At 63.1% G+C, this 22,933-nt stretch carries 26 protein-coding genes; 14 read left to right on the top strand and 12 right to left on the bottom strand.

Annotation, left to right across the window (positions count from 1 at the left end; genetic code table 11):
- Positions 1-127: 127 nt before the first annotated feature.
- Positions 128-589, bottom strand: coding sequence for a DUF2721 domain-containing protein (locus tag ABD704_RS14165; protein ID WP_344700336.1), 462 nt, complete (start codon positions 587-589; stop codon positions 128-130).
- Between the two features lie 37 nt (positions 590-626).
- The gene (locus tag ABD704_RS14160) at positions 627-1,145 is read right to left on the bottom strand and encodes a DUF4136 domain-containing protein (protein WP_344700335.1); all 519 of its coding nucleotides are present in this window, start codon (positions 1,143-1,145) and stop codon (positions 627-629) included.
- Between the two features lie 219 nt (positions 1,146-1,364).
- Here ABD704_RS14160 and ABD704_RS14155 point away from each other — a divergent pair, with 219 nt between their 5' ends.
- The 6 genes from ABD704_RS14155 (at position 1,365) to ABD704_RS14130 (ending at position 6,428) form a co-directional block, all read left to right on the top strand.
- Positions 1,365-1,850 carry a DUF3833 family protein gene (locus ABD704_RS14155; RefSeq protein WP_344700334.1) on the top strand — a complete coding sequence of 162 codons (486 nt, stop codon included), beginning with the start codon at positions 1,365-1,367 and terminating at the stop codon, positions 1,848-1,850.
- A gap of 70 nt (positions 1,851-1,920) precedes the next feature.
- Positions 1,921-2,703, top strand: a complete 783-nt coding sequence (locus ABD704_RS14150) for a nucleotidyltransferase (RefSeq protein ID WP_344700333.1) — start codon at positions 1,921-1,923, stop codon at positions 2,701-2,703.
- Positions 2,693-3,421: a metallophosphoesterase family protein gene (locus ABD704_RS14145; protein WP_344700332.1), complete on the top strand. Its 729-nt coding sequence runs from the start codon at positions 2,693-2,695 to the stop codon at positions 3,419-3,421. Before ABD704_RS14150 ends, ABD704_RS14145 begins: the two co-directional genes overlap by 11 nt.
- A gap of 48 nt (positions 3,422-3,469) precedes the next feature.
- Entirely contained in the window at positions 3,470-4,957 is a 1,488-nt protein-coding gene (locus ABD704_RS14140) for a sensor histidine kinase (RefSeq protein ID WP_344700331.1), read from the top strand.
- Positions 4,958-4,983: 26 nt separating this feature from the next.
- Positions 4,984-5,394, top strand: coding sequence for a response regulator (locus ABD704_RS14135; protein WP_425565461.1), 411 nt, complete (start codon positions 4,984-4,986; stop codon positions 5,392-5,394).
- Positions 5,394-6,428: a response regulator gene (locus ABD704_RS14130; protein WP_344700329.1), complete on the top strand. Its 1,035-nt coding sequence runs from the start codon at positions 5,394-5,396 to the stop codon at positions 6,426-6,428. The genes ABD704_RS14135 and ABD704_RS14130 overlap by 1 nt, the downstream gene beginning before the upstream one ends.
- Before the next feature lie 22 nt (positions 6,429-6,450).
- Here ABD704_RS14130 and ABD704_RS14125 read toward each other — a convergent pair whose 3' ends face one another.
- From ABD704_RS14125 to paaI, 8 genes are read right to left on the bottom strand one after another with little or no spacing between them, the layout of a single operon-like run.
- A complete protein-coding gene (locus ABD704_RS14125) occupies positions 6,451-7,665 on the bottom strand; it encodes a dihydrolipoamide acetyltransferase family protein (RefSeq protein WP_344700328.1) in 1,215 nt (404 codons plus the stop codon).
- Between the two features lie 2 nt (positions 7,666-7,667).
- A complete protein-coding gene (locus ABD704_RS14120; protein ID WP_344700327.1) occupies positions 7,668-9,725 on the bottom strand; it encodes an alpha-ketoacid dehydrogenase subunit alpha/beta in 2,058 nt (685 codons plus the stop codon).
- A 2-nt stretch (positions 9,726-9,727) separates the two neighbouring features.
- Positions 9,728-10,930 (bottom strand): amino acid aminotransferase, encoded by a 1,203-nt coding sequence (locus tag ABD704_RS14115; RefSeq protein ID WP_344700326.1) that lies wholly within the window; start codon positions 10,928-10,930, stop codon positions 9,728-9,730.
- Between the two features lie 19 nt (positions 10,931-10,949).
- A complete protein-coding gene (locus ABD704_RS14110; protein ID WP_344700325.1) occupies positions 10,950-12,023 on the bottom strand; it encodes a 2Fe-2S iron-sulfur cluster-binding protein in 1,074 nt (357 codons plus the stop codon).
- Between the two features lies 1 nt (position 12,024).
- On the bottom strand, positions 12,025-12,852 hold the full coding sequence (gene paaC / locus ABD704_RS14105; RefSeq protein ID WP_344700324.1) for a 1,2-phenylacetyl-CoA epoxidase subunit PaaC: 828 nt from the start codon (positions 12,850-12,852) through the stop codon (positions 12,025-12,027).
- Positions 12,852-13,136 (bottom strand): 1,2-phenylacetyl-CoA epoxidase subunit PaaB, encoded by a 285-nt coding sequence (gene paaB, locus ABD704_RS14100; protein ID WP_344700323.1) that lies wholly within the window; start codon positions 13,134-13,136, stop codon positions 12,852-12,854. Before paaB ends, paaC begins: the two co-directional genes overlap by 1 nt.
- Positions 13,133-14,113, bottom strand: a complete 981-nt coding sequence (paaA, locus tag ABD704_RS14095) for a 1,2-phenylacetyl-CoA epoxidase subunit PaaA (RefSeq protein ID WP_344700322.1) — start codon at positions 14,111-14,113, stop codon at positions 13,133-13,135. The genes paaB and paaA overlap by 4 nt, the downstream gene beginning before the upstream one ends.
- A 32-nt stretch (positions 14,114-14,145) precedes the next feature.
- Entirely contained in the window at positions 14,146-14,571 is a 426-nt protein-coding gene (paaI, locus tag ABD704_RS14090; protein ID WP_344700321.1) for a hydroxyphenylacetyl-CoA thioesterase PaaI, read from the bottom strand.
- A gap of 25 nt (positions 14,572-14,596) precedes the next feature.
- Here paaI and paaG point away from each other — a divergent pair, with 25 nt between their 5' ends.
- Entirely contained in the window at positions 14,597-15,376 is a 780-nt protein-coding gene (gene paaG, locus ABD704_RS14085) for a 2-(1,2-epoxy-1,2-dihydrophenyl)acetyl-CoA isomerase PaaG (RefSeq protein ID WP_344700320.1), read from the top strand.
- Here paaG and ABD704_RS14080 read toward each other — a convergent pair.
- Positions 15,373-16,392, bottom strand: a complete 1,020-nt coding sequence (locus ABD704_RS14080) for a phosphotransferase family protein (protein WP_344700319.1) — start codon at positions 16,390-16,392, stop codon at positions 15,373-15,375. The two genes, paaG and ABD704_RS14080, sit on opposite strands and share 4 nt — an antisense overlap.
- Positions 16,389-17,624, bottom strand: a complete 1,236-nt coding sequence (locus ABD704_RS14075) for an acyl-CoA dehydrogenase family protein (RefSeq protein ID WP_344700318.1) — start codon at positions 17,622-17,624, stop codon at positions 16,389-16,391. The genes ABD704_RS14080 and ABD704_RS14075 overlap by 4 nt, the downstream gene beginning before the upstream one ends.
- Before the next feature lie 46 nt (positions 17,625-17,670).
- On the opposite strand from ABD704_RS14075, the gene ABD704_RS14070 reads away from it, so the two are divergent.
- From ABD704_RS14070 to ABD704_RS14040, 7 genes are all read left to right on the top strand, one after another.
- Positions 17,671-18,423: an SDR family NAD(P)-dependent oxidoreductase gene (locus ABD704_RS14070; protein WP_344700559.1), complete on the top strand. Its 753-nt coding sequence runs from the start codon at positions 17,671-17,673 to the stop codon at positions 18,421-18,423.
- A 10-nt stretch (positions 18,424-18,433) separates the two neighbouring features.
- Positions 18,434-18,832, top strand: coding sequence for a GFA family protein (locus tag ABD704_RS14065; protein ID WP_344700317.1), 399 nt, complete (start codon positions 18,434-18,436; stop codon positions 18,830-18,832).
- A 60-nt stretch (positions 18,833-18,892) separates the two neighbouring features.
- A complete protein-coding gene (locus ABD704_RS14060; RefSeq protein ID WP_344700316.1) occupies positions 18,893-19,219 on the top strand; it encodes a winged helix-turn-helix domain-containing protein in 327 nt (108 codons plus the stop codon).
- A 94-nt stretch (positions 19,220-19,313) separates the two neighbouring features.
- The gene (locus tag ABD704_RS14055; protein ID WP_344700315.1) at positions 19,314-20,183 is read left to right on the top strand and encodes a hypothetical protein; all 870 of its coding nucleotides are present in this window, start codon (positions 19,314-19,316) and stop codon (positions 20,181-20,183) included.
- Positions 20,184-20,206: 23 nt separating this feature from the next.
- Positions 20,207-21,034 carry a bestrophin-like domain gene (locus tag ABD704_RS14050; RefSeq protein ID WP_344700314.1) on the top strand — a complete coding sequence of 276 codons (828 nt, stop codon included), beginning with the start codon at positions 20,207-20,209 and terminating at the stop codon, positions 21,032-21,034.
- A gap of 113 nt (positions 21,035-21,147) precedes the next feature.
- Entirely contained in the window at positions 21,148-22,038 is an 891-nt protein-coding gene (locus ABD704_RS14045; RefSeq protein WP_344700313.1) for a hypothetical protein, read from the top strand.
- Between the two features lie 118 nt (positions 22,039-22,156).
- On the top strand, positions 22,157-22,918 hold the full coding sequence (locus tag ABD704_RS14040) for an OmpA family protein (RefSeq protein WP_344700312.1): 762 nt from the start codon (positions 22,157-22,159) through the stop codon (positions 22,916-22,918).
- Positions 22,919-22,933: the final 15 nt, after the last annotated feature.

Here is a 22,933-nt window from a genome sequence, read left to right as displayed (position 1 = left end):
GAAATAACCAGCGGCGTCGCGCTCAACCCCATAGGCAAACGGCCGCAACGGGCCGAAATAACTCGTTACATTCCACACATAACCTGAACGGGGGAAACACAACGTTTACGCCCGCAAAGGGCGCAAATCACATATACTTATCGGGCTCGCCAAGGCTGATGCTGACCTCCTGCGCGAAGCGAACTAGCGCGATGCCCAGGAAGAGCGTGGCGATCACGAACATTAGGCCTGCCCCATAGGCATATTCAGCGCCGACGAATTCCGTGATGAAGAGGTCGGCAAGAAGTAAAGTCGCGCAAACGCCTGCGGCAAGTGCCGAGAAGATGCCGCTCTTGAGCAGCGCCGCCCGACGCAACAGGCGCTCGATATCCGCTTTCAGGTGCGCGCGGTTTGCATCGTCGTCAGGGATCGCGTTCAACGTTCTGACACGGTCCATGGCGGCTGCCATTCTCGAGGTCATCAGCGACGCGAAGGCGGCGACGGCCGCAAGGAAAAATGTCGGTGACGTTGCCGAGGAAAAAATCCTTGCCAGCCGGTCCACGTCGGGCACGAACCCTGGCAACGCCGGCAATGCAATGATGTCGATCATCGGTTGGTCCCTCGCTGTTTCAGCGCAACTCGCGCACTTAGCGGGGCGGAGTCGAAGGCGCAGGTGCTGCAGTTGGCGGGAAATGCAGCATCAGCTTTGCAATCGCCGCGTCGATCGCCTTCAGATTCGGCTTGTCCGGATTGACCGTCTGACTTGCCTGTCCGTGCCACAGCGCCTGCTGTGTCTTGGTATCGAACACGTCGAGCGACAGCTGCCCCTGGGTATATTGATAGACGTTGGTCTGCAGCCCGAAGCGGCCCCAACTTTGGACATCGGTTCTTTGCTGCGCACCTGTTGTGATGATCATGCTCAGGTCGCCGGGGTCGCCCTTCTGATAGCCTAGGCCAGCGAGCGCTGCGTCGAAGTCGGCCTGGATGCGTTGGTACATCACCGGGTTTGCCACCGAAGAGACGGGCGCAACCCAAGTGTATGTCTTGTAGGCGCTGAAGTTCACGCCCGGAACGACGTTGGTTGAAATGGTCGGGCCAGCATTGGCGGCTCCTGAGACGGCGACGCCAAGTGCCAAGGCTGAGATCATCAAGTATCCGCGGCGCATCTTCATCGCTCCTCAACCCGCGTGATTGCGGCATTCCGAACAACAGCATCATTGCTCGCTATTCTATCGGGGGTTTCCCTGACGGTGTTCCGAATAGGCGCGAGGGATCGGATTGAGGGCCGAACCCCGACACGCTCTGAGGCGCGTGTTCTCCCTAATTTCCCCGATGTTGTTCCGGGGCGCAGCGCTGCATACTCGATGAGCCAATTGGGAGATCGAATGCCTCGCCTGTCTCATCTGCCGGCCGCGCTCCTTCTATGCGGCACTGTGCTGACCGCCAGCGCGAGCCCTGACCCGAACCCGAAGCAAGACGCGCTGCGCTTCTTCGAAGGCACCACGGAAGGTACTGGCGTCGTCAAGATCGTGACGAGAAAACCCTATCGCTCGCATTCCACGGGCAATGGCGTAATCAAGGCGGACGGCTCGCTTTATCTGGTTCAGCGCATCACAGACGAAGGCTCAGCGCCGAAAACGCGGCGCTGGAACATGCGCCGCGTGGGTCCGGGCCGTTACACCGGAACGATGTCCGACGCTGTCGGACCGGTCGACGTGGAAGAGGTCGGCGGCAAATACCGCTTCCGGTTCAAGATGAACGGCCATCTTTCAGCCGAGGAATGGATGATCCCGGACCCGAGCGGGCGGTCCGCCACAACCCAGACCAGAATTCGAAAATTCGGATTCCGCGTGGCCACGCTGGAAGGGTGATCCGCAAAGTCGGTTGATCATGGAGCGTTGGGGCGGAACCCGGCTCCCTTGCCTCCCGTTGTGGGGGCGCATGGACCAGATGACCCTTAAGCGGCCTAGCGGCAACTTGATCAAGCCCGCGCCCGAGGCCGAAGCCTTCTATTGCGAAGTGCTGCAGCTGATGGCCGCATCGAACATCCCGTTCCTCGTCTCGGGGACGTTCGCGCTCGCAACCTACACCGGCATCGACCGGCCGACCAAGGACGTCGACGTCTTCACCAAGGCCGGCGATGCGCTGAAGCTGCTCCATTACTTCAAGGAGCACAGCTTCGACGTCGAAATCGTCGACGAAAGGTGGCTCGCCCGCATCACCCGGGGCGAGCTGTTCGTCGACGTCATCTACAACATGCCGACCGTAACCACCCATGTGACCGACGAATGGTTCGAGCACGCACCCAGCTGCGAACTGTTCGGCGCGCACGTGAAGCTCGTACCGCCGACCCAGTTCGTATGGTCGAAGATATTCGTTCAGGATCACCATCGTTACGACGGCGCGGATGTCGCCCACATGATCCTAAAGCGACACGAGGATATCGATTGGCGCCAGCTGCTCAGCCACATGGAGCTCTATTGGGAGGTGCTGTTAATCGCCCTCCTGAACTTCCGCTTCGTTTATCCCAGCGAACGGCACGTCGTTCCCGAGTGGCTGATGACGGAGCTTCTCGAGCGCCTGCGCGACCAAGCGGACGTCAAAGGGCCGGGTAAGCGCGTATGCCGCGGCCGCATCTTCTCCCCGCGGGACTATGCGATCGACGTCGAGCGCTGGGGATTTTCCGAAGCCGTCGGCAATCTCGAAGAGCAATATGGCGAGTGAAAACGGCAAGCTCCGCGTTGCGGCGATCGGCGATCTTCACGTGCAGGAAAACGACGTCGCACCTTATCGCGAGCTGTTCAGTGAAATCTCGAGCATGGCGGATGTGCTGGTCCTCTGCGGCGACCTGACGAATTTCGGAAAGACCGGCGAGGCAAACATCCTCGCCGATGACATTAAGTCCTGCTCGATCCCCGTGGTCGGCGTTCTCGGCAACCACGATTACGAGTGCGGCCAGCCGGAGAAGGTCTGCGAAATCCTGCACGAAGCGGGGATGACCATCCTCGATGAGCAAGCAATCGAGATCCAGGGTGTCGGCTTCGCCGGCGTTAAGGGCTTCATGGGCGGCTATGGCCGCGGTGAGCTGGCGCCGTTTGGCGAGCCAATCGCCAAAGCCTTCGTCGACGAAGCCATGAACGAAGCGCGCAAGCTGGAGAACGGCTTGCGCTCGCTCCGCACCGACCGCAGCGTCGCCGTCCTGCACTATTCGCCCACCGTTGAAACGCTCGAAGGCGAGCCGGAGGCGATCTTCCAATATCTTGGGTCACAGCGCCTGGCGGATGCGATCGACCGGTTCGATCACGTGAAAGCCGTCGTTCACGGCCACGCCCACCACGGAACTTATGAAGGCCGGACGCCAGGCGGGACGCCCGTCTATAACGTCGCGCAGTTCGTGCTGAAGCCGACCTTCGGCAAGCAATATGTCGTGCTGGAAATCTAAGCCCTAACGGCTTGAACCAACGGCCGTAATCCCGCAACGCGCGCGGCAATGTTGCAGATCGACGACCGCCGCTTCAGTCGGCTTGCCCTCTTCGGCGTAATAATCGGCTTCGGGCTGCTGCTGACGGCACTCGTCGCCGTCATCATGGCCTTTGCCCTGAACCAACGCAGCAACGCCCTGGTCACGCACACCTACCAGGTCGCCGACCAACTCGCTCAACTCGAAATCTACGTCGAGCGGTCAGAAACGTCCTCGCGCGGCTATCTGCTGGTGCCCGACCCGGCTCGCACCCAAACCTTCCGCGACAACTCAAGCAAGATTCCCGCAGCGACTGCGCGGCTCGCCCGGCTGACTGCCGACAACCCAAGGCAGCGCGAAAACCTGAAGCGGCTGATGCCGATCCTGAACACGGAAATTCAAACGCTGAAGGGCGTCATCAGGCTTGCTGGCAGCGGCAAGCTCGACGAGGCGCGCAGGATCTTCGCCGCCGAAGTCGCGAAGAAGCGCGTCAACGCGATCCGCGCGCTGAGCACTGCCATGCGCGCGGAGGAAGAGCGCCTTCTCGAGAGCCGATCGAAAACGGTTCGCAATTTTACGACGATCCTGTTCATCATCCTGTCGATCACAGCCGTTCTGCTGCTGCTTTTCGCGGTCGCCGTGATCGTCATCGTCCGACGCTACACGGAGACCCTGCTCACGGCGCGCAACCGCCTGAACGTCCTGAACAACGATCTCGAAGGCGCGGTCCAGGAGCGCACGGCGGATCTCCAGCGCGCAAAGGATGAAATCCAGCGCTTCGCCTACATCGTCAGTCACGACCTCCGCTCACCTTTGGTCAATATCCTCGGCTTCACCGCAGAGCTTGAGGAGACGAACAAGTCGCTGGTCGCGCTCCTCGATCGCGCCCAAAAGGAGGCGCCGCAAATCCTCACGACGGATAGCCTGGCCGCGCGTCAGGATCTTCCGGAGGCCATCGGCTTCATCCGTTCTTCGACCCAAAAGATGGACCGGCTGATCAACGCCATCCTCAAGCTATCGCGCGAAGGTCGGCGGACCCTGTCGCCCGAGAGGTTGAAAATGACGGACGTCGTGAAAGGCATCGTCGACAGCCTCGAACACCGGATCACCGAAACCGGAACGACAGTCACGGTCGACAAGGCCTTGCCGGACATCGTCAGCGACCGCGTCGCGATCGAGCAGATCTTCTCGAACCTCATCGAGAACGCGATCAAATATCTCCAGCCCGGACGTCCCGGTCAGATTGCCGTGCGCGGTTTCGCAAAGGGCGACCGCCTCATCTTCGAAGTCGAAGACAATGGCCGCGGCATCGACGTGAAGGACCATGAGCGCGTGTTCGACCTCTTCCGCCGCTCCGGCATGCAGGACCAGCCCGGCGAGGGCATTGGCCTTGCCCACGTCCGCGCCCTGGCCTACCGCCTCGGCGGTTTCATCGACTTGAAATCCGCACTTGGCCATGGTGCTACGTTTCAGGTAAATCTTCCAGCCACTTACGCAGACCAAGGGGTTCGAAATTGAACGACCAACGCCCGGTCAACATTGTCATGATCGAAGATGATGAAGGCCATGCCCGCCTGATCGAAAAGAACATCCGGCGTGCCGGGATCAACAATGAAATCTGCCATTTCACCAATGGCGGCGATGCCCTGAATTACCTCATGAACCACGACGACGGGCCGAAGCTGAACGGCCCTGCGCTGGTCCTCCTCGACCTCAACCTGCCCGACATGAGCGGCACCGACATTCTGGCGAAGGTGAAGAGCGACGAGAAGCTCAAGCGGACGCCGGTTGTCGTCCTGACCACTACCGACGACAAGGTCGAGATCCAGCGCTGCTACGATCTCGGTTGCAACGTCTACATCACCAAGCCGGTCAATTATGAAAGCTTCGCCGACGCGATCCGTCAGCTCGGCCTCTTCCTGTCGGTGATGCAGGTCCCTGACCCCGAAGCCTGATGCATCTGCCGCGCCGCATCCTGTACGTCGATGACGACGCGGGCACGCGCCGCCTCGTCGAGAAGCTGCTTGGCCGTCGCGGCCATAACGTCGTTCCCGCCGAAAGCGGCGCGGAAGCAGTCAGCCTCGCGCAGGCCGAGAAGTTCGACCTCATCGCGGTCGACCACTACATGCCCGGAATGGACGGCCTTGAGACGCTAGGCGAACTTCGCAAGATCGCCGGCTGCCCGCCCGTGGTCTACGTCACCGGGTCTGAGGAGAGCAGCGTTGCGGTCGCCGCGCTGAAAGCCGGCGCCTACGAATACGTAGTCAAATCGACCGGTGACGACTTCGTTGATTTGCTTGAGCGCGCATTTGCGCATGCACTACAGACCGAACGGCTGAAGGCCGAGAAGGCGCAAGCAGAATCCGAACTGCGAGCGGCCAATGAGCGGCTCGGCGTTCTCCTGCGCGAGGTAAACCACCGCGTCGCCAATTCACTGCAGATCGTCTCGACGATGATCGGCATGCAGGCGCGTGTGCTTCCTGGTGGCGCCGCGCGCGAAGCGCTCGACGATACGCAGCGGCGCATCGATGCCATCGCGCAGGTGCATCGTAACCTTTACGCGTCGGACGACGTGCAAAGCGTCGCCGTGGATCAATATTTCGACGCCCTGATCACCGAGCTCCAGCACACCTGGTCGACCCCGGCCGCGCCGCGCGTCATCCGGCTCTCGGTCCAGCCCTTTGAGCTTCAGGCGGAGAAGGCCGTGTCCCTTGGCGTCATCGTCAACGAACTGGTGAGCAACGCCTGCAAATACGCTTATTCGAACGGAGCGCCTGGCGAGGTCCGCGTCGAGCTTGGCCTCGACGACGAGCGACACTTCCGCTTGCTCGTCGAGGATGACGGACAGGGCATGGAAGCCGGTGCGGCCCCGAGAGGAACCGGCATGGGATCGAAGCTCATCGCCGCGATGGCGCGCTCGCTCTCGAGCGAGCTGGTCTACGACCCCAGCCATGCCGGCGTGCGCGCCACCCTACGAGCGCCAGTCTGACGGGAAGCGCTGCGGCGCCCGCTTAGGACCGCTGAAGCGGCGGCCAGTTTTCCAGAATTTCGACAAAGCGCGAAAGCCATGCGTTGGTCTGATGACCGTCAACCACGCGATGGTCGATCGTCAATGTCACATAGGCCATCGGCCGGATCAGGATCGCGTCCTGACCACCGACTTCTCGAACGACCACGCGCTTATCCAGCTTGCCTACGCCGAGAATCGCCGCCTGCCCCTGATGAAGAATGATCGGCGCCGCGAGCAGCGAACCCGACACGCCGTGATTGGAAATGGTGAAGCTTCCACCGGAGACATCCGAACGCTCCAGCTTTCCCTCTCGGGCGCGACGGGTGAGGTCATCGAGCTTCGCACCCACCTGTTCCAGGCTCAGCGATCCGGCATCCTTCACGACCGGAACGACCAGGCCCTTCTCGCCCAGTGCAGTGCCAACGCCGATGTCGATCGTCGGCGAGATCGCGATGCGATCCTTTTCCCAGCGCCCGTTGATCGCCGGCGCCACCGCCATTGCCTCGGCGGCCGCCTTCACGATGTAAGCCGTGTAGCTGAGCTTCGTGCCCCTCGCCGCAAGCGCTGCCTTGTGCGCGGCGATGCCCGAGAAATCCGCTTCGAACAATGCCGTCACGTGCGGTGCATCGCTGACGGCGCGGACCATGTTCTCCGCGATGGTCAGGCGCATGCGGTCGTGCGGAATGTCCTGTGGCGAGAACTGACGCGGCTGCGCGGTGGTAGGTTCGCCGACGCTGACCACCGTCGCCGATGCAACCGCCCGGTCGACATCCTCGCGCGTCACCCGCCCGTTCCGTCCCGTGCCCCGAATGCGCGAGGGATCGATGCCGTTCTGCAAGCACGCCCGGCGAACCGACGGGCTGAGGCGCGTTTCCCCGCCTCCGTTCGGGCTGAGTTTGTCGACGCCCTGAGCCTCATTCTCCGGGACTGATGGCGAACGCAGCCCTTCGACACGCTTAGGACGAGTGGCGGGAGTAGCCGCTCCATCAGTCTCAATGCGCGCCAGCAGCGCCCCCGGCACCGCCTCGGCGTCCGTATCGAGCAGGATCTCCGCCAGCACGCCCGCCACCGGCGCCGGCACTTCCTGCGTCACCTTGTCGGTTTCGAGCTCCACCAGCGGATCATTCTCCGCCACGGCATCGCCCACCGCCTTCAGCCAGGCGCGGACGACGGCCTTGGTGCCCTCCTGCTCATCGGGAACGCGGACCTCGATCAACGTCAGAACCCCACCAGCCGCTCGATCTCGGCACGAATGCTGGCCGCGTTCGGCAGCGCCCATTCCATCAGCTTCGGGTGATGCGGGCTCGGAATGTCCGGCATCGTTACGCGAGCCACTGGCGCGTCGAGGTCGAGGAACGCCTCATCCGCCACCACCGCAGCAATCTCGGCGCCGAAACCGCCCGTCCGCAAATCCTCGTGAACGATCAGGCAACGGCGCGTGCGGCGGACGCTGTCGAGAACCATATCCTTGTCCCACGGCTGCAGCGTACGCAGGTCGATGACGTCGGCGCTGAAGCCCTCGGCCGCCGCCTCGCAGCGTGGGACCATCGCACCCCATGTGACGATCGTGATCTTGTCGCCTTCCCGTGTCTTCTTCGCACGGCCGAACGGCAGGACGTACTCGTCACCGGGCCACGGCCGCCGTGCCCAGCTGTCGTCCAGCATGGCGCGATGTTCGAAGAACAGCACCGGGTCGTTGCCTCGCAGGCTTCCGCGCAGCAGCCCGACCGCGTCCTCAGCGTTAGACGGCACCGCGACCTTCCAGCCAGGATTGTGCACGAATTCGACCTCGTTGGTCATCGAATGCCACGGGTCCCCGCACTTGAAGAAGCCGCCGGGCACGCGAAGCACCATCGGCGTCGCAAAGCGATTATGCGTGCGCCAGCGCATCGTCCCGCAGTCGTGGATCTGCTCAGTCGCCGGCTCCGCATATTTGCGGAACTGGATTTCCGGGACCGGCATCAGCCCGGCGAGCGCCATGCCCACGGCCCGTCCGACGATCCCCTCTTCATTCAGGCTGGTGTCGAACACACGATCGCGACCGAACTTTTCCTGGAGCCCGAGCGTCACCGCGTGGACGCCGCCCTTCGGTCCGACGTCCTCGCCGAACACCAGCACGCGCGGATTGCTCTCCAGCTCCTGGTCGAGCACGCGGCGGATTGCCGTGACCATGTTGATGCGCTGGCCCGAACTCGTGGGCTCGTCAGTCGAAGCTGGCGCCTCGTAGCCGCTGTTCCACAGCCCACCGACTTCCTGCAGCTCGCCTTCGAAGAAGACGTTGCTCGTCACATTCTCCGGCGACGAAACGCCGCGCGCTTCCGCTTCTGCAACCGCGGCCTGCACCTGCCACGACGTCTCGCGCTCGAGGTCGGCCCATTGCTCATCGCCGACCTGATAGCGCGCGGCATGCGCCTTCAGCTTGGGCAACGGATCGCGCGCCCACTCGGCCTGAACCTCGGCCTCGGACTTGTAGGTCTGCGTGTCCTGGAAGCTATGCCCTTCCAGCCGCGGCACCGTCAGGCGAAGCAAAGCGGGCGCTCGCTGGCTGCGAACATGGTGAACGGCATCGTGGATCAGCTTAGTAGCTTCGGCCGGATCGGTGCCGTCGCCACTGAAGATCGTCAGCCCGGCAAAGCCCGCGAGATTGGATGCGATATCCTTGCCAGGTGTCTGATATTCCGACGGAACCGAGATGCCGTAGCCATTGTCTTCAACGTAAATTAGCAGCGGCAATTGTTGAGTGGTGGCAATGGTTAACGCAGACCAAAATCCACCCGTCGCGCAGCTGGCGTCGCCGCCGAGCACCAATGCAATCGCGTCGGCCGGTTCTTCCTTCAGAACCTTTTGCTTGTAAGCGATCGCCTGCGCCCAACCGGCCGCCGGCGTATATTGCGCCCCAACCCCGCCGCACATCGGCAAGGCATGCGCACCGCCGGGATTGGGGTAATTGAACACGACGCCGATATCGCGCCCGTCCGAATAGCCGCCGGCCAGGCCCATGCCCGACCCAAGCGCATCCGCCAGCTCCACGCCCAACGCTAGCAACAGCGGGCGCGAGCGGTAGTAGCCGCAAGCCGCGTCCCCGTCCTTGAGCTGGAGTCCAAGCAGAACCTGCGCCATGTCATGGCCGCGCGCGCTGAATTGATACAGGACCTTCTTGGCAGGAACGAGTTCCTGCTCCTCGATCCGGTCCATTTCCCGGCTGGTCAGAACCAGCCTTGCAACCTCACGCCAATCAACTTCGGCAGATACCTTGCCCGGATCTCGATCGGCCATGGTCAGGCGTCCATTACCTCGACCACGGCCTCGATAAATCGATCGATGTCCGAGTCTGCGATCCCGACGACGTTGAAACGGCCGCTATCCGCCATGTAGATCGCGCCGTCTTCGCGCAGCGTAAGAACCTGCTCGCGCGAGATCGGCAGCATCGAGAACATTCCATACTGCCCGCCGATGAAGGCAAGGCGCGGGTCGGCAGAGGCAATGCGCTGGCGCACCGCATTGATCCGGTCGCGCATCGCGGCCAGCTCGACCAGCCAGTCAGCGCGAAGCTGCGGGTCCTCCAGGATGATATGCACCGCCGCCGCGCCATGATCGGGCGGCATCGACCACATCTCGCGCGCGCGCTGGAACACGTGGCCCATCGCGGTCTTGGTGGTCTCGACCGTGCCCGTCTTCACGAACAGCGAGCCGACGCGGTCGCGATAGACGCTGAAATTCTTGTCGCAGCTTTGCGCAACGATCACCTCGTCACAGGCCGCAAGGATACCGCGCAGCCCGTGCGCATCATCGTCCAGCCCGCGCCCGAAGCCCTGGTAAGCAATGTCGACCAGCGGCAGCAGCCCGCGCGCAGCCACGAGGTGCGTAACCTCCCGCCATTGCTCGTGGGTCAGGTCGGCGCCGGTCGGATTGTGGCAGCAGCCGTGGAGCAGGACGACATCGCCCGCTTCGGCCGTGTTGAGGCTGGCCATCATTTCGTCGAACAGGACATGCCTGCTTTGCCGGTCGTAGTAGCCGTATTCGACGATCGGCAGCCCGACTGCTTTGATGATCGGCGGGTGGTTCGGCCAGGTCGGCGTCCCGACGAACACGCGCGCCTGCGGGTTTACCGTCGCGATCAGCTCGAAGCCCAGGCGAAGCGCGCCGCAGCCGCCCGGAGTCTGAAGTCCGGCGATCCGCTCGTCATGGGCATGCTCGTTGCCCAGCAGGATAGGCCGGATAAGCTCGGCGAACCTCTTGTCGCCAGAGCTGCCGAGATAGGACTTGCTCCGCTGCGTATCGACGAGGCGCCGCTCGGCCTCCTTCATCACCTTCAGGATCGGCGTATTGCCAACCGCGTCGCGAAAAACGCCGACGCCGACATCGATTTTCTCGGGCCGCGGATCCGCGTCGCACAAGGCGATCAGGGCAAGAAGGGAGTCGGCCTGGACCGGCGGAAGATCGGCAAGGCCTCTCGCCTTGGCGTCGGTGCGCGTGAGCATGGACAAGCGATTAGCTAAATCAGGCGTCGTAATCCACTGCGACTCCATCACCGACCGGGACGGACTGGCAGGTGAGCACATAACCCTCCGCTACTTCCTCGTCGGTGAGGCCATAGTGGACGGCCATTTCGACCTTGCCCTTGGTGACCCGCGCCCGGCAAGTCGCGCATACGCCGGCCTTGCAGGCAAAGGGCGCGGGCAGACCCGCCTCGCGCGCGCTGTCGAGGATGTTTCCCGCGGTGAACGGCACGCGCCGTGTCCGTCCATCCAGCGTGACGGCGACGGTAACGCCCGCCGCCTGCGTCTGAAGCTGCGCCATTTCCTTCGCCACCGCCCCGGCAGGGCGGTCAGCGGTGAAGCGCTCGATGTGGATGCGCTCCTTCGGGATGTTGCGGTCAAGCAGCGCGCCCTCAGCCGCGTCCATCATCGGGCCGGGACCGCAGATGAACCAGCCGTCAACGTCCACGGCGTTCGGCACCAGCAGCGCGATCGCCTCCTCGAGCCGCTCGCGGTTGAGCATGCCGTTGAACAGGTCGATGTCCTGCTCCTCCTGGTCGAGAAAGTGATATATCTCGAGCCTGCCGAGATGCTTGTCCTTCAACCCTGCAAGCGTTTCGAGGAAGATCACCGACGAACTGTCGCGGTTGCCGTAGAGCAAGGTGAACCGGCTTTCCGGCTCTTCGCGCAACAACGTCTTGATCAGCGACATCACCGGCGTGATCCCCGACCCCCCGGCGATGCCGACGAGATGGCGCTTTCCGACACCCGTAAAATCGGTCGTGAAGCTGCCGTGCGGGACCATCACTTCGACGGTATCGCCGGCCTTCAATTGATCGCCGACCCAGTTCGAAAACAGACCGCCGCCGATGCGCTTGACGGTGACCATCCAGTCGCCGTCGGCGGGTGCCGTGCATAGCGAGTAATTCCGCCGCACCTCCTCGCCGTTGATCGTCGCCCGCAGCGTCAAATGTTGCCCCGCGCGGAACCGGAAAACCTCGCGCAACTCTTCCGGAATCTCGAAGCGGATCGAATTGGCTTCAGCGGTCTCGGGAACAATCTCCGCGACCTTCAGCGTGTGGAAGTGGACAGACATCCTACCAGGTCGCGTCGGGGTAGGTGCGCGGCAGGAACTGCATCACCGCGAGCAAGTGGCCGAGATGTTCGCTGTGGTGCCCGCGCCGCCCGCCAAGGATCGCGCGCTGATCGGCAGGCTGCTGAAGCTGCGCCTCGGCCAGCACCGCTGCGATAGCCGACCGATATTCCTCCTCGAATGCGCGGGGGTCCGGCGCGATGCCGCCGTCGATCGCGCCCTGCATGACCTCGTCGACCTCGAACAGCTCGGGCACGAAGCGCCAGTTCCACTCCAGCCCTTCGGACATCCGCCGCGCGCTCTCTCCCGTCCCGTCGCCGAGCCGGATCGTCCACTCCGCCGCAATCTCACGGTGATAAGCGACTTCCTTCACTGCCTTGTGCGCAAACTCGCGCAGGAACTGGTCGCTCGATTGCTGTAGCCGCTGAAACAGCATGTGCTGCCAGGTCGTGTAGAGCAGATGCCGCGCGATCGTCTGCGCGAAGTCGCCGTTCGGCTGCTCGACCAGCAGGCAATTGTGGAAGTCCAGCACGTCGCGATGAAAGGCGAGCTGGTCGCCATCGCCGGCCGCGTTCAAAAGCAATGTCGCCTGCCCCACCAGGTCAAGCGCCAAATTCGCCAGGCTAATATCGACCTCGAGCACCGGCCCATGCCCGCACCACTCGCTCACCCGCTGCCCAAGCACGAGCGAATCGTCGCCAAGGCGCAGCAGATATTCCTTGCGAACCGCGCCATGCGGCTCGTCGTCGCGCAGATCGAAGGCACCGTGCGGCGGCAGCTTTTCCGCCACGACTTCGTCCTCCGGCCGGATTGGCGGCAGCGAAGGCGCCATTAGATGTGCTTCACCTCGTCCGGGATGTCGTAGAACGTCGGATGGCGGTAGATCTTGCTCTCCGCTGGCTCGAACATCTCGCCCGCCTCGTCAGGATCGCTCGCGACGATCTCCGCCGACGGCACCACCCACAGGCTCACCCCTTCGAGGCGCCGCGTGTACGTGTCCCGCGCATGCCGGAGCGCGAGCTCCGCGTCAGGAGCATGAACGCTGCCAACATGGCGATGCGAAAGGCCGCCCTTGGCACGGACGAAGACTTCCCAGAGCGGCCAATCGCCACTCACGCGGCCTTCCTTGCGCGGCGCTTGGCTTCATGCGCGTCGGCCGCTTCGCGAACCCAGGCGCCATTGTCCCAGGCATCGCGGCGCGCCTTCATGCGCTCCTTCGCAACCGGTCCTTCGCCGCGCACGACCGAGTAGAATTCCTCCCAGTCGATCTCGCCGAAGTCGTAGCCGCCCTTTTCCTCGTTCCACTTGAGGTCGGCGTCGGGCACCGTGAGGTTCAGGAAATCCGCCTGCGGCACCGTGATGTCGACGAACTTCTGGCGAAGCTCGTCATTCGTCTCGCGCTTGATCCGCCAGCGCATCGACTGCGCGGTGTTCGGGCTGTTTTCGTCCGGCGGACCGAACATCATCAGGCTCGGCCACCACCAGCGGTTGATCGCGTCCTGCGCCATGCGTTTCTGCTCAGGCGTGCCGTTGGCCAGCGCGATCATGATCTCGTAGCCCTGGCGCTGGTGGAAGCTTTCTTCCTTGCAGACCCGCACCATCGCGCGGGCATAGGGACCGTAGCTCGTCCGCTGCAGCGGCACCTGATTCATGATCGCCGCACCGTCGACCAGCCAGCCGATCGCGCCGATGTCCGCCCAGGTAAGCGTCGGATAATTGAAGATCGTCGAGTATTTGGCTTTGCCCGAATGCAGCGCCTCGATCATCTGCTCGCGGCTCGTGCCGAGCGTCTCGGCGGCGCAATAGAGGTAGAGGCCGTGTCCCGCCTCGTCCTGGACCTTTGCGAGCAAGATGGCCTTGCGCCGAAGCGAAGGCGCCCGGGTGATCCAATTCCCCTCGGGAAGCATGCCGACAATCTCGGAATGTGCATGCTGCGAGATTTGCCGCGTCAGCGTACGCCGGTACGCCTCGGGCATCCAATCCTTGGGCTCGATGAACTCATCCGCCGCAACCCGCGCCTCGAACGCCTCGAGGAGCTTCGGGTCCTCGAGATTCTCGATCTTGGCGGTCTTCTGAAGCTCGGTCGTGTACATGGCGGTCGATGTAGTCCGTCAGCGCCGAACGTTCAAATATCTACCACCCGGCCGCCAAGTGTCCGCGAGTATCCGGTAAACTCGGCGACCTTTCGCCCATCGCCGGCGCTGACCGCGACCCGCGTCACGCCCGCACGACCCTCTCGCGCCACCTCCGTCGCTTCGGCGATGAGCGTCTCGCCTTCGCGGACCTTGTCGAGGAAGACGATCGACGCCTGCGCCGCCATGCTCGCGTGGTTGGCGCCATTGCAGACGTAAGCGAAGGCGCTGTCGGCGAGCGCGAAGATCATTCCGCCGTGCGCGAAGCCGTGGCCGTTCAGCATTTCGGCACGCACGACCATCGACACTCGCGCATAATCCTCGCGTACTTCCTCGATCTTGAGGTCCCACGCCGGCCCCGTCCCTTCCGCGGCCAGCATGTGGTCGGCGACCCGCCTGGCCAGTTCGTTTGCGTCCACGCCCCCTCCTTCGCTAATTCAGGGCATGGCTTACGAGACCATCGACTTCAAGGCGGACGGCCCGATCGCCCGCATCACGCTTAACCGGCCAGACCGGCTGAACAGCTTCACCGCGAAAATGCATGAGGAACTGCGCGATGCCCTCGCGAACCTCGGCGATGCGCGCGTCGTCATCCTCACCGGCGCCGGTCGCGGCTTCTGCGCCGGACAGGATCTTAACGACCGTGCGGTTGCGCCCGGCGAAGTGGTCGATCTCGGCCAAACGGTGGAAGTAAGCTGGAACCCGCTCATCCGCATTCTGACGACGCTGCCTCAGCCGGTGATCGCGCGGGTCAACGGCGTCGCGGCAGGCGCCGGCGCCAACGTCGCCCTCGCCTGCGACATCGTCGTCGCCGCGAAGGAGACGAAGTTTATCCAGAGCTTCTCCGCCCTCGGCCTCATTCCCGACAGCGGCGGTAGCTGGCACCTGCCGCGCATGGTCGGCCAGGCCCGCGCGCTCGGCCTCGCGCTGACCGGCGAACCGCTGATGGCCGAGCAGGCCGCCGATTGGGGCCTGATCTGGAAAGCGGTCGATGCCGACGCGCTCGACGCCGAGGTGGACCGCATCGCAGAGAAGCTCGCATCGCTTCCGCCACTCGGCCTCGCTGCGATCAAGTCGATCATCCGTACCACAAGCTCGCGCACCCTAGACGAAGAACTCGAGCTCCAGCGAGACGAGATGGGCCGGCTCGGCTTCACCGAGGATTATCGCGAGGGCGTCGCTGCATTCCTCGAAAAGCGCACCCCCACCTTCAGGGGGCGTTAGGCGCCAGCCTTTTGGGCGAAGCGCCAGGCGGCCTGCGCGAGCATCGGCACGCGCTTCGCCATTTCCTCCGCGCGAGCATGGCTCGCCGTTCCGTCGAGCACCCTCTTCTTGATGCCCTGGACGATGCCGGTCAGCCGGAACAGGTTGTAAGCGAAATACCAGTCGAGCTCGCCTGCGACCGGCACGCCTGAACGCTCCGAATAACGCGCGACAATCTCGTCGAGGCTGGGAATGCCGAGCGCGGCAAGATCCAGCCCGCCGAGACCCGCGCCGCCATCCGCCGGCATCATCCACTGCATCGCGAGATATGAAAAATCCGCCACCGGATCACCGAGGGTCGCGAGTTCCCAGTCCAAGACGGCGGTCAACGTGCCGTCTCCGTCGAACACCACATTGTCGATGCGATAGTCGCCATGGACGATCGAGGTTCGCGATTGCTGCGGGATCGTCTCGGGAAGGAAAGCGATCAGCCGCTCCACCTCCGGAATATAGTCGGTCTCGCTGTCGCGATATTGGCGGGTCCAGCGCATCACTTGCCGCTCGAAATAATTGCCCGGCTTGCCGAAATCGCCGAGCTCTGCGGTCTCGGGATCGATGACGTGCAGGTCGGCGAGCGTGTCCACCAATTGCTCGTACATCCGTCGCCGCGTCTCCGGGTCGAACTCCGGCAGCGCGCCATTCGCGTAAGGTCGACCCTTCGCCAGCTCCATCACATAGAAGATCGCGCCGATAACTGCAGGATTGTCGCAGATGGCGAGCGGCTGCGGCACCGGGAAACCCAGCGGGTACAGTCCCGAAAGAAGGCGGTACTCGCGGTCCACGGCATGCGCCGACGGCAACAGCTGCCCGAACGGCTTGCGCCGAAGCACATAATCGCCCGACGCCGCGCGAATGCGATAGGTCGGGTTCGATTGGCCCGACGGAAATTTGGTGAGGTCGATCGGGCCCTGGAAGCCCTCGATATTCGCGCTCAGCCAGCGCTGCAGGGCTTTTTCGTCGAGCGGCTGCTCGCTCATCGATGCTTCTTGTACTCGAGCCGGGCGATTGCGCGCCGGTGCACCTCGTCCGGCCCATCCGCCAGCCGCAGCGTGCGGATCTGCGAATAGGCCCGCGCCAGCCCCGCATCCTCCGAAACGCCCGCCGCGCCGAATGCCTGGATCGCGTCGTCGATGATCTTCAGCGCCATGATCGGCGCCGCGACCTTGATCATCGCGATCTCGCCCTGCGCCGCCTTGTTGCCCGCGCGATCCATCATGTCGGCAGCCTTCAGGCACAGCAGCCGCGTCATCTCGATATCGATGCGCGCATTGGCGACGCGCTCTTCCCACACGCCCTGCTCGGCGATCGTCTTGCCGAACGCCGCGCGCGACATCAGCCGCTTGACCATCGCGGCGAGCGCTTCCTCGGCCGCGCCGATGGTGCGCATGCAGTGGTGGATGCGCCCCGGCCCAAGCCGTCCCTGCGCAATCTCGAAACCCCTGCCCTCGCCGAGCAGCATGTTCGACGGCGGCACGCGCACGTCGGTCAGCTCGATCTCCATGTGCCCGTGCGGTGCGTCGTCGTAGCCAAACACCGGCAAATGCCGCTTGATGTTCACACCCGGCGCATCAAGCGGGACCAGGATCATCGACTGCTGCTTGTGCGTCTCCGCCGACGGATCCGTCTTGCCCATCAGGATGGCGACCTTGCAGCGCGGATCGCCCGCCCCGCTCGACCACCATTTGCGGCCGTTGACCACATATTCGTTGCCGCGCATTTCGATGCTGCACTTGATGTTCGTCGCGTCCGAAGAGGCGACGTCCGGCTCCGTCATCAGGAAGGCGGAGCGGATGTCGCCGTCCATCAACGGCTTGAGCCACTCGTCCTTCTGCTCGCGCGTGCCGTAGCGGTTGAGCACCTCCATGTTGCCGGTGTCCGGCGCGGAGCAGTTGAACACTTCTGACGCCCACAGAAAGCGCCCCATCTCCTCGGCGCAGAATGCATATTCGAGGTTGGAAAGCGCCGGCCCTTCGAACTTGAAGCTGTCGTCGACAGGGGTTGCGCCGTGCGATGGCGGCATGAACAAGTTCCACAGCCCCTGGCCGCGCGCCTGCTCCTTCAGCTCTTCGACGACCGGAAGCACCTTCCAGCGCTCGCCCTCGCGCTGCTGCGCGTGATAGTCGCGGTCACGCGGACGAACATGCTCGTCCATGAAGGCGCGGACCCGGTCGCGCCACTGGGTTTCGGCGGGCCCAAGGCTGAAATCCATGGCTGAGCGCCTATCAGTTGTTCGCAGCCGTGGCTATGACGTCAAAATGGCAAGGCTAACGGGCAAGGTAGCGGTGGTGACGGGCGCTGCTTCCGGCATCGGCAAGGCAACCGTAGACTTGTTCCGAAGCGAGGGCGCGACCGTCCTCGGCGCCGACGTCAGCCAGGGCGCGGACCTTACCACCGACGCTGGCGACGAAGCGCAAGTGAAGGCGCTCGTCGACCAAGCCGTCGCCACGCATGGCGGCATCGACATCTTCTTCGCCAACGCCGGCATTTCCGGCGGCCTCACTACCATCCGCGATCAGACCGCCGATGATTGGGCGGAAATCCTGCGTATCAATCTCATCGGCCCGTTCCTCGCGATCAAATATGCCGCGCCCGAGATCGCCAGGCGCGGCGGCGGATCGATCGTCTGCACCGCAAGCGTCGCCGGCATCCGCTCCGGCGCGGGCGGCGCGGCCTATTCGGCCTCGAAAGCGGGCGTCATCAACCTAGTCCAGACCGCCGCGCAGCAGCTTGCTGGTAGCGGCGTCCGCGTGAACGCCATCTGCCCGGGCCTGATCGAGACCGGTATGACCAAGGACATCTACGACCTCGCCCGCGCGACCGGCCGCGAGGATCGCCTTGGCGACCTCAACCCGCTGCGCCGCGGCGGCCAGCCGATCGAAATCGCCAACGCCGCTCTGTTCCTCGCGTCGGACGAGTCCAGCTACGTCAACGGCGCCGCGATCGTGGTCGACGGTGGCCTCGCCAGCAGCCACCCGACGACGCGCAAGTTTGAACTGAGGATGCTCTGAGGCGACCGCAATGAGTAGTTGGGAAGCAAGCTGCGCCTGCGGGCAATTGCACGTGACCTGCACCGGCGACCCGACACGCGTGTCAGTCTGCCACTGCCTCAACTGCAAGCGCCGCAGCGGAAGCGCCTTCGCCTACCAGGCGCGCTGGCCCGACGACGAAGTCGAATTCACCGGCGACCATCGCGAATGGACCAAAGCCAACGAAGGCGGCTCCAGCGCCACCTTCCGCTTCTGCCCCAGTTGCGGCTCGACCGTCGCCTATTTCCTCGACAGCATGCCCGGCCTCACCGCCATCCCCGTCGGCGCCTTCGCCGACCCTGCTTTCCCGCAGCCCGAATATTCGGTCTACGAAGGACGCATGCCCGCCTGGCTCGCCATCACCGGCGACGACATCGAGCATTGGGATTAGCTTCCCTTCGGGGAATCTCCCGATGGGTGCGGGACTTCGCCGGGCGCAGCAGGGATCATCATGCCCATGCCCGAATATCCCTCACTGATGCTGCCCGTTCTGGAGCTTTTCGAACAGGGAGCAACGAGCATCAACCAGTGCATCCCGGCGATCAAAGCGAAGTTCGGGATCACCGACGAAGAGGCCAGCCAACTTATCCCTGCCTGCACGGTGACCCTTCTCTTCAGTCGGATTCACTGGGCGCGCATGTGCCTTTCCAAGGCAGGGTTCCTTACTTTCACTCCGAATAGGACGCACGTGGTCAGCGAAAAAGGCAGGCGCCTTCTCGCGTCTATTCGGCAGGCGGACGGCGACCCGCATCACGATTTGCTGCGTCAAAATGCTTAAGCCCTAAGGGGGATATGCCTGTCTCATGTCGGGAGTTTTCCTGATGAGCAGCGGGTGTCAGCGGACTGTATGTCCTAGTCGCGTTAACCCAATCATGAGCACCCAGGAAATCTTCCTCCTCGCGCTTCAGCTGAGCCTGATCGCAATCGTGCTGTCGGTGGGCATGCAAAGCCGCTGGAGCGACCTGACGTACATGTTCGGCCGGCCGGCGATTCTTTTGAAAGCGATCGTCGCAGTGAACGTAATCGTCCCTGCGGTCGCGGTCGCGCTCTGCCTGCTGCTGTCCATCCCGCCCTCGACCAGGGCCGGCCTGATTCTGATGGCGGCATCGCCGCTCGCGGCATCGGCGCCATTGAAGATGCTCCGGACAGAAGCGGAGCGAAGCTACGTCGTTGGCACCTATGCTGCCGTGATTCTGTCGGCGCTGGTGACCATTCCCGCAACCGCCGAGGTGTTGAAGCTGATCAGTCCGCATACCTTCAAGGTTCCGATGGACCTCGTCGCAAAGTTCATTTTCATCAATGTCTTTCTGCCCCTCCTTGTCGGGGTCGCGATCAATGCGGCGCGGCAGCGCTTGGCGGAACGCTTGGCTCCCGCCGTGAAATTCGTCGGACTGGTCGGAACTGTGCTGATCGTGCTGCTGATTTTCGTGCGATTTGCGCGGGAGTTCATGCCGCTGACCGGCGATGGAACCGTCTTTGTGATTATTGCAACCATGGCCGCGGGAGTCGCGGCCGGCTACGCGCTCGGTGGTCCGGACCCGGCCAATCGAAAGACTCTCGCGGAAGCTGCATCGACACGACATCCCTCGCTTGCCGTCGCAATCGCCGGAGTTAATCCGCAATACACGCACGTTCTGGCGGCAATCATCCTGTTCCTGTTCTGCAGCACCTTGTTCGGACTCACGATGGCGGGAGTGCGGTCAATTAAGTCGCGACGAACGCCGCAACCCGTCGCTCCCTAGCCGCGCGGATGGGAGGCTAAGCGATGGGCGAATGGTTCCGAACCGCTCCGATCTGGCTCTTGGGCCTGCTGCTCTTTGTGGCCACCGTCGGTTGCGCGCTGGCGGGAGCGCGCGTGAATCGATGGTACACGCAACGCAATCGCGAGCAGGAGAGGCTGTCGGAATCGCAGGCCGGCCACGTCGTCTCAATGATCTACGCATTGCTGAGCCTGCTGATCGGCTTCACCTTTCAAATGGCGGCTGAACGGTTCGAGGTGCGGCGCCAGCTGGTCCGCGAAGACGCGATCGCGATAGAAACGCTTTATCTGAAAGCCCAGTTGCTCGCGGATCCGTATCGCTCGACACTGTCTGGCCTGCTCGTCCGGTATGCTGAAAACCATCTTGCCCTCGCGCAGGTGCGGCGCGAGGATTCTGACGCCAGGAGGTTGATGGCAGACGACGATCAATTGCGTCGGGAACTTTGGACCGCGCTCATTCCGGCTTTCGACAGCATCAAGGATCTGGATTTCTCCACGTCGCTGGTCGAATCGAGCACTGAAGTCGTGAGAGTCGATACCGCTCGACGAGCGGCCCGTGGTTCTCCGATCCCGACGACGATTATCCTAGGACTGATCTTCTATTCGCTCGTCGCCGCGGCAGGTCTCGGTGCGATCATGAAATCGCGCAAAGGCGAGATCGCCAGCGCGTTTTTGCTCGGTCTTTCGGCGCTGGCTTTGATGTTGATCAGCGATCTCAACCGCCCGGTCGATGGAACGATTCACGAGTCTCAGGAGCCGATGCGCCAGATGCTCGTACGTCTGCAGAATAATCCGCCTACAGTTTTCCAACCGATCGCTGCTCAGCCTCACTAACGCCTTCTCGCGATGCATGCGCGTAGCTTCGCGCGATCAACTCATGGGAAATACGGATATCTAGGGCTGGGCTCGACCTGACAGGTTACGGGTCTGAAGAGCGAGGACTCGCCATGAAGTTTGCCTTGATCGAGGCGTGTGTATTCTCATGGCTAGTCGTCGCGCCGGCTTCCGCGAATGCCCGGGCCGTCGACACTCCGCCTGTCACGGCGCTGGGTTCGGACCCGGCTCCTTCCGGCGCTGGGGATGAAGCGGCGGCTCTCGCCAAGAAGCTCGCCAATCCGATCGCGGCGCTCATCAGCGTGCCGCTTCAGAATAATGTCGATTGGGGCGGTGGCCCTGACGGAGATGGCGTCCAGTACAAATTGAACATTCAACCCGTGATACCGATCACGCTCAGCTCGGACTGGAACCTGATCTCACGAACCATTCTTCCGGTCTTGGCGCAGAAAGATATCGTTCCAGCGCCTCCCGGACGAAGCAGCTCGCAATTCGGATTGGGCGATACGCTCCAGAGCCTCTGGTTGTCGCCGCAGCACCCGAGCAAGAGCGGCATCATCTGGGGTATCGGCCCCGCCTTGCTGCTGCGCACGGCAACGGACAAAGTACTGGGCTCCGGGAAGTGGGGAGCCGGACCGACGGCAGTTGTCCTCAAGCAAACGGGAAGGTGGACCATTGGCGGGCTGGCGAACCACGTCTGGTCCGTCGCCGGCGACAGCAGTCGTGACAAGGTGAGCAGCAGCTACGTGCAGCCTTTCCTCAGCTACACGACGCCGCAGGCCACGACCTTCACCATCAACTCGGAGACGACCTACGATTGGATTCACCACACGTGGACGGTGCCGGTGAATCTGATGGTCTCGCAACTGCTTCCGCCGAAGAAGACCGGCTTATCTTTCCCGATCTCGATACAGGGCGGTTACCGCCATTATTTCGAAGCTCCGGAAGGCGGGCCGAGCAACGGCATCCGGATCGCGATCACCGCCCTCTTCCCGAAGAAGTGACCGGCAAGGCCCTCGCAAGCGCGGCCGCCGCATACACCTGCGGGGGTAAGTAGTTTCCCCGATTCTTGGCACCTCGGCCGAGCGATACTTGTCGAGCATATTCGGCGGAGAATGGAACATGCAATTTCGTAAACTCGCACCGGGCATCCTCGCCGCGGCTTTCGTCATCTCGAGCTCGGCCATGGCTGCGCCTGTAAAGACCGAAGCCGTCATTACGAAGGTCGAAGGCAACACCATCACGGCCCGCACCATGACCGGGCCGCTCACGGTCGTCCTGACGCCTTCTACAGATATTGCTCAGACGAGTGGGCTGGCCAGTAAGAAGACGCGCGACACGAAAAGCCTGATTCCAGGCCTGATCTTCACCGTCGATGGCGATCTCCAGGGCCAAACGGTCACCGCCGAACATATTCGGTTCAAGGAGAAAGACTGGCGTACCGCCGTCGCTGCCAAGGCGGGAACGGTCGAGCAGTTCTCCGAACTCCGCAAGGCCGTCATCGAGGGCCAGGAATATATCATTCGCGAGGAGACCGCGGTCTATTTCCCGACAGGCAGCGCGGTGATCGGCGCGACTTACAAGCAGAAGCTGCGCGAGATCGCCGAAAAGGCCCCCTCGTTTGGAAACTATCGAGTCTCAATCCTCGGCTTCGCCGACCCCCGGGGCAATGCTGCAGCCAATGAGCGCCTGAGCGAAAAGCGAGCGAAAGCGGTCAGCAACTTCCTGCGGCAAACCGGATACATCCAGCCTGGACGCGTCCTCTCGCCCTCGGCGATGGGCGAAGGCACGGTAGCGCCGGGCGAAGCGGCTCCAACGGGCAATGACGCCGCGCGCCGCGTGGTGGTGCGGATCGTCACGCCGAAGACGCAGCTCACCAAATAAGGCGGATCAGCTCGG

Source organism: Sphingomonas limnosediminicola, assembly GCF_039537965.1.
Lineage (GTDB): Bacteria > Pseudomonadota > Alphaproteobacteria > Sphingomonadales > Sphingomonadaceae > Sphingomicrobium > Sphingomicrobium limnosediminicola.
The sequence above is the reverse complement of the archived record's forward strand: the minus strand, read 5'-3'. Positions and strand labels throughout refer to the sequence as shown.